The 1,260-nt window shown below is 52.5% G+C and carries 1 protein-coding gene; it reads left to right on the top strand.

Annotated features, from left to right (window positions below; translation table 11 throughout):
- A partial coding sequence (locus ACTHS4_RS11550; protein WP_440365970.1) for a collagen-flanked surface repeat-containing protein occupies positions 1-1,260 on the top strand: 1,260 nt, incomplete at both ends.

Below are 1,260 nucleotides of genomic sequence, written 5' to 3'. Positions count from 1 at the left end.
AGCCGGCGCTAAAGGCGACAAAGGTGACACTGGTGAAGCCGGTGCTAAAGGCGATAAAGGTGACACTGGTGCAGACGGTAAGAATGCACAAGCCAATGTTAAAGACAACGGCAACGGCACCCACACTGTAACCATTACCGACGGTAACGGTAACACCACTACTACCATCGTTAAAGACGGTGCAACTGGTGCGAAAGGTGACACTGGTGAAGCCGGCGCTAAAGGTGACAAAGGTGACACTGGTGCAGACGGTAAGAATGCACAAGCCAATGTTAAAGACAACGGCAACGGCACCCACACTGTAACCATCACCGACGGTAACGGTAACACCACTACTACCATCGTTAAAGACGGTGCAACTGGTGCGAAAGGTGACACTGGTGAAGCCGGTGCTAAAGGCGATAAAGGTGACACTGGTGCAGACGGTAAGAATGCACAAGCCAATGTTAAAGACAACGGCAACGGCACCCACACTGTAACCATTACCGACGGTAACGGTAACACCACTACTACCATCGTTAAAGACGGTGCAACTGGTGCGAAAGGTGACACTGGTGAAGCCGGCGCTAAAGGCGACAAAGGTGACACTGGCGCAGCCGGCGCTAAAGGTGACACTGGTGCAGACGGTAAGAATGCACAAGCCAATGTTAAAGACAACGGCAACGGTACCCACACTGTAACCATCACCGACGGCGACGGTAACACCACTACCACCATCGTTAAAGACGGTGCAACTGGTGCAACCGGCGACAAAGGTGAAAAAGGTGACACCGGTGCAACTGGTGCAGACGGTAAGAATGCACAAGCCAATGTTAAAGACAACGGCAACGGTACCCACACTGTAACCATCACCGACGGTGACGGTAACACCACGACTACCATCGTTAAAGATGGTGCAACTGGTGCGAAAGGTGACACTGGTGAAGCCGGCGCTAAAGGTGACACTGGTGAAGCCGGCGCTAAAGGCGACAAAGGTGATACTGGTGCAGCCGGCGCTAAAGGCGACAAAGGTGATACTGGTGCAGACGGTAAGAATGCACAAGCCAATGTTAAAGACAACGGCAACGGCACCCACACTGTAACCATTACCGACGGTAACGGTAACACCACTACTACCATCGTTAAAGACGGTGCAACTGGTGCGAAAGGTGACACTGGTGAAGCCGGCGCTAAAGGCGACAAAGGTGACACTGGTGCAGACGGTAAGAATGCACAAGCCAATGTTAAAGACAACGGCAACGGCACCCACACTGTAACCAT

The organism is Neisseria sp. P0014.S009, assembly GCF_051958155.1.
In the GTDB taxonomy this organism is placed as follows: domain Bacteria; phylum Pseudomonadota; class Gammaproteobacteria; order Burkholderiales; family Neisseriaceae; genus Neisseria; species Neisseria flavescens_C.
This window is presented reverse-complemented; position numbering and strand designations above follow the sequence as displayed.